Origin of the sequence: Zestomonas carbonaria, assembly GCF_904061905.1 — a bacterium.
GTDB classification, from domain to species: domain Bacteria; phylum Pseudomonadota; class Gammaproteobacteria; order Pseudomonadales; family Pseudomonadaceae; genus Aquipseudomonas; species Aquipseudomonas carbonaria.
This window is the reverse complement of sequence record NZ_CAJFCI010000046.1, coordinates 1-6,660: the sequence shown is the minus strand read 5'-3', so window position 1 is coordinate 6,660 and position 6,660 is coordinate 1. Positions and strand designations below refer to the sequence as shown.

At 66.9% G+C, this 6,660-nt stretch carries 6 protein-coding genes; 2 read left to right on the top strand and 4 right to left on the bottom strand.

Going from position 1 to position 6,660, the window contains the following annotated elements:
• Positions 1–237: 237 nt before the first annotated feature.
• Positions 238–900 carry a response regulator transcription factor gene (locus PSEWESI4_RS12155; protein WP_187671464.1) on the bottom strand — a complete coding sequence of 221 codons (663 nt, stop codon included), beginning with the start codon at positions 898–900 and terminating at the stop codon, positions 238–240.
• Positions 897–1,058 carry a hypothetical protein gene (locus PSEWESI4_RS12150; RefSeq protein WP_187671463.1) on the bottom strand — a complete coding sequence of 54 codons (162 nt, stop codon included), beginning with the start codon at positions 1,056–1,058 and terminating at the stop codon, positions 897–899. Before PSEWESI4_RS12150 ends, PSEWESI4_RS12155 begins: the two co-directional genes overlap by 4 nt.
• A 275-nt stretch (positions 1,059–1,333) precedes the next feature.
• On the opposite strand from PSEWESI4_RS12150, the gene PSEWESI4_RS12145 reads away from it, so the two are divergent.
• The gene (locus tag PSEWESI4_RS12145; RefSeq protein WP_187671462.1) at positions 1,334–1,876 is read left to right on the top strand and encodes a PQQ-dependent catabolism-associated CXXCW motif protein; all 543 of its coding nucleotides are present in this window, start codon (positions 1,334–1,336) and stop codon (positions 1,874–1,876) included.
• A 43-nt stretch (positions 1,877–1,919) separates the two neighbouring features.
• Complete coding sequence (gene agmR / locus PSEWESI4_RS12140) at positions 1,920–2,585, top strand: response regulator AgmR (RefSeq protein ID WP_187671461.1); 666 nt, start codon at positions 1,920–1,922, stop codon at positions 2,583–2,585.
• A 138-nt stretch (positions 2,586–2,723) separates the two neighbouring features.
• Here agmR and nahK read toward each other — a convergent pair whose 3' ends face one another.
• Both nahK and nosP read right to left on the bottom strand, forming a co-directional pair.
• Positions 2,724–5,363 (bottom strand): hybrid sensor histidine kinase/response regulator NahK/ErcS', encoded by a 2,640-nt coding sequence (gene nahK / locus PSEWESI4_RS12135; RefSeq protein ID WP_187671460.1) that lies wholly within the window; start codon positions 5,361–5,363, stop codon positions 2,724–2,726.
• Positions 5,293–6,456, bottom strand: a complete 1,164-nt coding sequence (gene nosP, locus PSEWESI4_RS12130; RefSeq protein ID WP_187671459.1) for a nitric oxide-sensing protein NosP — start codon at positions 6,454–6,456, stop codon at positions 5,293–5,295. The genes nahK and nosP overlap by 71 nt, the downstream gene beginning before the upstream one ends.
• Positions 6,457–6,660: the final 204 nt, after the last annotated feature.

Here is a 6,660-nt window from a genome sequence, read left to right as displayed (position 1 = left end):
CTGGTATCGAAAAGCCGAGGACATACTGGCGAGCGTGGGCCGAGCTGCCGAGGCGATGACCTCGAAAATATGATCTTTATTTTTGAAACACCACACTAGGCTCTGTACGAAAAGTGCCTGCGCTCGGTGATGCTGCGTTAAAAAGAGGCTCGGACTGCTCATTTACAGCCGTAAACTCCGCGTCCTCCCCTCTTTTTGCCTTGCTTGACCTTCGCTCGGCGACTTTTCGTACAGAGCCTAAGCCCTCATCTGTCCCAAGTCACCCGCCAACCGCAACACCCCGGTCTCCAGCGCCAGGTGCACCAGCCCGGCCAGCGAGTCCACCCCCAACTTGTTCTTCAGCAGGGTCATGTGGTTCGACACCGTCTTGCCACTGATGCACAGCCGCTCGGCGATCTGCCGCACCGGCACGCCGTGGGCGAGCATGATGAACACTTCCATCTCGCGCGGCGTCATGCCCGCCAGGCGTGGGTCGCCGGCCGGGTCGTCGCTGCGCTGGCAGGCCAGCCGGGTGGCCAGCGCCTGCTCGATGTAGGAGTAGCCGGCGAGCACCCGGCGCACCGCCTCCACCAGTACCTCCGGCGCCGCGCCCTTGGTCACGTAGCCGGCGCCGCCCGCGTCCAGGGCCTGGCGCACCAGCGGCAGTTCGTCGTGCATGCTGAAGAACAGCACGCGCAGTTGCGGCAGACGCTGGCGTAGCCGCCGGGTGGCCTCCAGGCCGCTGATGCCGGGCAGGCCGATATCCATGATCACCAGGTTGGGAATGCTCGCCTGCACCTGTTGCAGGGCCTCCTCGCCGCTGGCCGCCTCGGCGATCTCCACCTCCGGCAGCAGGGCGCGCAGCAGGCCGCCGCAGCCCAGGCGGACCACGGCGTGATCGTCGACCAGCAGGATCTTCATGGCCGGACCTCCAGCGGGACGATCTCGATGAACTCCTGCACGTGGAGCACGGCCACGCCGGCATGCGGCGAAGGAGCCAGCCGGTCGAAACCGATCAGGCTGAGGATCAGCAACACGGGCAGCGCCAGGGTCTTCAGGGTCCGGGTGACGGTGTGCATGACGGGGACCTGCTTCTTCGTAGGAGCCAGCTCGCTGGCGATCCGCTCGCCCCGGCCGGCGACCGCGCCAGGGCTCTTGCGGCAATGCTAGGCGCCGACCGCCGCCCCACGACTCCTACCTTGGTACTGACCGACCGCTACTTTATGGGCGGTTCCGCCGACAGACGGGCGCAAATTACTACTTTGGTACTGGTTTTCCCCGCTCAACGTAGGATTCCCAAAGCATTGCGACTCTCCTGTAATGCACTCATAACAAAGCATCGGGACCCACCGAGATGTCGCGATCACTCATCTGCCTTGCCCTGCTGGGCCTGCTGTCCACTTCCGTCGGCGCCGACGGAGACACCCCGCTGTTCTCCAGCGACGGCTACCGCCAGACCCTCTACCGCAGCCCGACGCCCGCCCATGCCGAGCACGCCACCACCATCGATACGCCCGCCCTGCAACGACTGCTGAACGAGCAGCCGCGCACCCGACTGATCGACGTCTACCGGCGGACCTGGCTGAACGGCCGTTTCGTCGACGACGAGGAGCATCGCAACCTGCCCGGCAGCCTGTGGCTGGCCAACACAGGCGACGGCCAGCTCGCCCCGCAGTGGCAGGCCTATTTCGCCGACAACCTGGAGCGCATCAGCGCCGGCGACCGCCGGTTGCCGCTGGTGTTCTACTGCCGCTCCGACTGTTGGCTGAGCTGGAACGCGGTCAAGCGCGCCCATGCGTTGGGCTACGCCAACCTCTACTGGTACCGTGACGGCATCGACGCCTGGGAACAGGCCGGCCTGCCCCTGCACACCGCCCAGCCGCAGGCTTTTCCCTGATTCGTATTGCCGCACCATAATGAAAACAACGAGGTGATAGGCCATGTACAAGATTCTGATTGCCGACGACCATCCGCTGTTCCGGGAAGCCATCCACAACGTCATCAGCGACGGCTTCCCCGGCAGCGAGGTGATGGAAACCGCCGACCTGGACAGCGCCCTGGTCCTGACCCAGGAACACGACGACCTCGACCTGATCCTGCTCGACCTCAACATGCCCGGCATGCACGGCCTCAACGGCCTGATCAACCTGCGCAACGAGGCGCCGACCATCCCGGTGGTGATCGTCTCCGCCGAGCAGGACAAGCAGGTGGTCCTGCAAGCCATCACCTACGGCGCGGTGGGCTTCATCACCAAGTCCTCGCCACGCGCGCAGATGACCGACGCCATCGAGCAGATCCTCAACGGCAACGTCTACCTGCCCTCGGACATCATCCGCACCCAGAAGAGTTCACCGAGGCGCAGCAGCCACGACGAACACGGCATCCCGCCCGAGCTGCTGCAGGCGCTGACCCGCAAGCAGTTGCTGGTGCTCGAACGGATGGCCAAGGGCGAGTCGAACAAGCAGATCGCCTACAACCTCGACATCGCCGAAACCACCGTGAAGGCACACGTCTCGGCGATCCTGCGCAAGCTCAACGTGCACAACCGCGTCCAGGCCATCCTCTCCGCCGGCGACATCGACTTCGCCGCCTACCTGCGCCGCTGACCGATCCGCGCACCGATGGGAAAACGACTCTGATCCTCCCCGACGAAACGCCGTGCGTGCTCCCGAGTAAACGGTGCGCGCGGCGCACCCGTGTCGACCCGGGCTACCCCAACAAACGACGTTCCGCGTAGGGTGCCCCTACCGGACATCCCGCTCCAGCAAATGACACATCGCGGTCTTCAGCTTCATCGGCCGCACCGGCTTGTGCATCAGGGTGTGGCCGAGTTCGCGGACCTGTTGCTTGAGTTCGTTGCTGTAGTTGGCGGTGATCATCAGGGCCGGTAGCGGCGTGCCACGGCGGGCGTTGATGGCGGCCACCGCGTCGATGCCGTTGCGGTCGTCGTCGAGGTGGTAGTCGACTATCAGCAGGTCGGCCTCGGCGTGGAAGTTGTCGACCTGGCGCGCCAGGTCCTCCTCGGACAGTGCGGTGACCACCCGGCAGCCCCAGCCTTCCAGCAGGGTACGCATGCCGGCGCAGATCGCCGCGTCGTTGTCCAGCACCCAGACCCGCGAGCCACGCAGGCGTTCCAGCAGGTTGTCGGCGCTGTCCGGCGGTGCGGCCCGTGTGCGCGGCGCGCGGCTGGCCCGCGGCACTTCGATGGCGAAGCGCGAGCCCTTGCCCGGCACCGAGCCGACATGGATGCGGTGGCCGAGCATGCGGGCGATCTTGTCGACGATGGCCAGGCCCAGTCCAAGGCCGCGATCCTGGTGCGAGCGCTGCACATCGCCGCGCTTGAACTCCTGGAAGATCTCGCCGAGCTTGTCCTCGGCGATGCCCACCCCGGTGTCCCACACCTCGATGGACAGGCTCTGCCGCCGCCTCCGGCAACCGAGCAGGATGCGCCCGGACGGCGTGTAGCGGATGGCGTTGCTGAGCAGGTTGCGGAGGATGCGCGCGAGCAGTTGCAGGTCGCTGCGCACCAGCGCCGAACTGGCGACGAAGTCCAGTTGCAGCCCCTCGCTGGCGGCCACCTGGCGGTACTCGGCGGCGAGGTTCTCGAGCAGTTCGCCGACCGCGAAGGGCGCGATGTCCGGCTTGATCACCCCGGCGTCCAGCTTGGAGATGTCCACCAGGGTGCCGAGCAGGTTTTCCACATCCTCCAGCGAATTGCTGATGTTGCGCACCAGCCCATCGCCCTCCCCCGGCCGGCGTTCGAGCAACGCGCTGGTGAACAGCCGTGCGGCGTTCAGGGGTTGCAGCAGGTCGTGGCTGACCGCGGCGAGGAACTTGGTCTTCGACAGGTTGGCCTGCTCCGCTTCGCGCTTGGCTTCGCGCAGGCGCGCCTCGACCTGGGTGCGCTCGTCGATCTCGCGGATCAACTGGCCGTTCAGGGCGGTCAGCTCGGCGGTGCGTTCGCGCACCCGCTGTTCGAGGTTCTGGTAGGCCTGGTGCAGCGCCTCGGCGGTGCGGCGGCGCTCGGTGATATCGCGGATCAGCACGAAGATACCGACCACCGCTCCGTCTTCCTGGCGGTTCGGCACGTAGGAGCGCAACATGCAGCGCTCCTGGGCGGCGAGGTTGGTCTCGACCACCTCGAAGCTCACGCTTTCGCCATCCAGCGCGCGCTCCAGATAGGGCTGCAGGCGCCGGCAGTGCTCCTCGCCATGGGCCTCGTGCAGGTTGCGGCCGAGCATCGTGCCGCGCGGCCAGTGGTACCACTCCTCGTAGACCTTGTTGGTGAATTCGTAGACCAGATCGGCGGACAGGTAGGCGATCAGCGCCGGCACGTGGTCGGTGATCAGGCGAATCCACTCCTCGCTCTTGCGCAGCGTCTCGGCGTGCCGGTAACGCTCGGTGATGTCGGTGAAGGTGTTGACGAAGCCGCCGGTGGGCAGCGCGTGGGTGCGGATTTCCAGCACCTGGCCGCCGTACAGGTGCTGCTCCACCTGGAACAGCCGGCGCCCCTCGGCGTCGCGGCTCTCCGGGGTCAGCAGCGGCAGCGCGCTGTCGGCCATCACCTCGGCGAACTGCCGGTTGCCGGCGATCGGCGCCAGCCCGCAGAGTTGCAGGAAGCGGTGGTTCCACAGCTCCAGCACGCCGTCGGCGCTGACCATCGCCACGCCCTGGGAGAGGTTGTCCACCGCGCGTTGCAGCAGGCTCGACTTCTGCGCCAGGGCCTGTTCGCGGCGCATGGTCTCGCTGACCTTCACCTCGGTGATGTCGGTGTAGAGGATCACCAGCCCGCCCTCGCTGGTCGGCCGCTCGCTGACCTGCATCCAGCGGCCGTTGTGCAGGCGGTAGAGGCTGTGTTCGTCGCCGCTGGAGCGGTGTTCCTCGACGATCAGCCCGGTGCTGCTCGCCAGCCGCCTGATCTCCGCCAGCCGCGTGCCGGCGCCGATGCGCGCCCGGCTCTTGGCCCAGAACGACTTGAAGCGGCTGTTGAACAGCACGATGCGCTGGTCGCGGTCGAACAGCACGAAGGCGTCGGAGATGCTCTCGATGGCGTCGATCAGGTGCTGGTGGGCGGTCTCGGCCCGCAGCCGCGCCTCGCTGAGCAGGCGGTTGCTGGCCTTCAGCTCGGCCATCGCCTGGTTCAGCGCATCGGTGCGCTCGCGCACCTGCTCGGCCAGCTCCACCGAGTACTGGAAGGCGGCGTAGGCGTCGTGCGGCAGGGCGGAGCGCGACTCGACCCGCTCGATGAGCGCGGCGTTGATGCGCCGGAGCTTGTGGTTCTCCCGCTCGAGCTGTTCGATGCGGGCCTGCTGGTCAGCGGCGGCCATGCCCACCGGGGCGGCCGATGGCGACCCCGGTGAAGGTCTGGTTGAGGTGTACGCCATTGCACTGCTCCCCGTAGGTGTTGAAACCGATCACCTGCCGGCTGCGGAGGAACCCGGAGACCGCTTCCACATCTCCCGTGGATTCGATTTCCAGGCGGCGCAGGAAGCAGTCGCAACCGATGGTCAGCAGCAATTCGCCAAGCCCGTCCTCGAGCCGCGCGAACAGCGTCTCCAGGTTGGGCAACAGCGGCCCCGGGCGCATGGCGGTGAGGACGATGCCGTTCTCCACCGCGCAGTAGAAGCTCAGGCTGAGGTCGTCGTTGACCTTCTGGATCGAACGCACGTAGTGGCGGTCGTTGATCCGCACGGCCAGCGGATGGGCGGCGAACAGGGCGAAGTCGAGCGCTTCCAGCGGCACGCCGATCAGCTCGGCGTAGGCCTGCGCGGCCGGCTCGGCGTTGAGCTCGTAGACCCGCCGCTCGCTGCTGTCGGCGCGGGTCACCACCAGGCGCTCCTCGCGCGGCTGGATGTGGTGGGTAGTGAACACCTCGAAGTCGAGCCAGGTGTTGACCAGTACCACCACCGCCGAACCGCTGTGGAAGCGCCCGGCGTGGTAGACGTGGGTGCGCGCCAGGTAGTTGTCGTCGCCGGCCGACCCGCCGAAGTGCGGGATGCGCCCGAAGGCCGCGCTGAGCGCCGCCAGCACCACTTCCTCGCGGCTGGACAGGCCGTCGAACAGGGTCAGCGCGAAGCTGTGGTCCTTGATCGGCGCCAGGGAGTTGCTGCGGCAGTCGTTGATCAGCCGCTCGACCAGTTGCTGGGCGTCGATCAGGCTGAAGCGCTCCATCTCGTCGATCAGCTCGCAGGCCACCGAGAAGTGCCGGTGGTCGAAACCGATGGCGCTGACGCAATTGCGCCCGTAGCCCTGCGGGGTGATTTCGCCGGCCGTGGTGCAGCCGACCAGGGTGACGCCGCCGAAGTATTGCTCCAGCGCCTGGCCCAGGGCGTCGAGGTCGTATTCGGCGGAGCAGAAGAACAGCACGAAGCCCAGGTGCGGGTGGATCAACTGGCGCGCCAGGTCCTGCGCGACGCCCTCCGCCTCGCGGGAGATGGACATCGCCTTGATCACGCCCTCGCTCTGCGCCTGCCGCATGGCCGTACCGCCCATGAATCCCCGGTTTCGATGGGAGCATTCTACGAAGCGGGCGAGCGGTGGCCCCATCCTACTTGGGTGTTGGGAGGGGCCTTCGAAAGTAGGGGGTCGGTGGGGTGTTGGGGGCGGGCCCGCCCCTCACCCCAGCCCTCTCCCGGAGGGAGAGGGAGCTTGTCCGTGGCATGGATCAAGCACGTGCTCAAC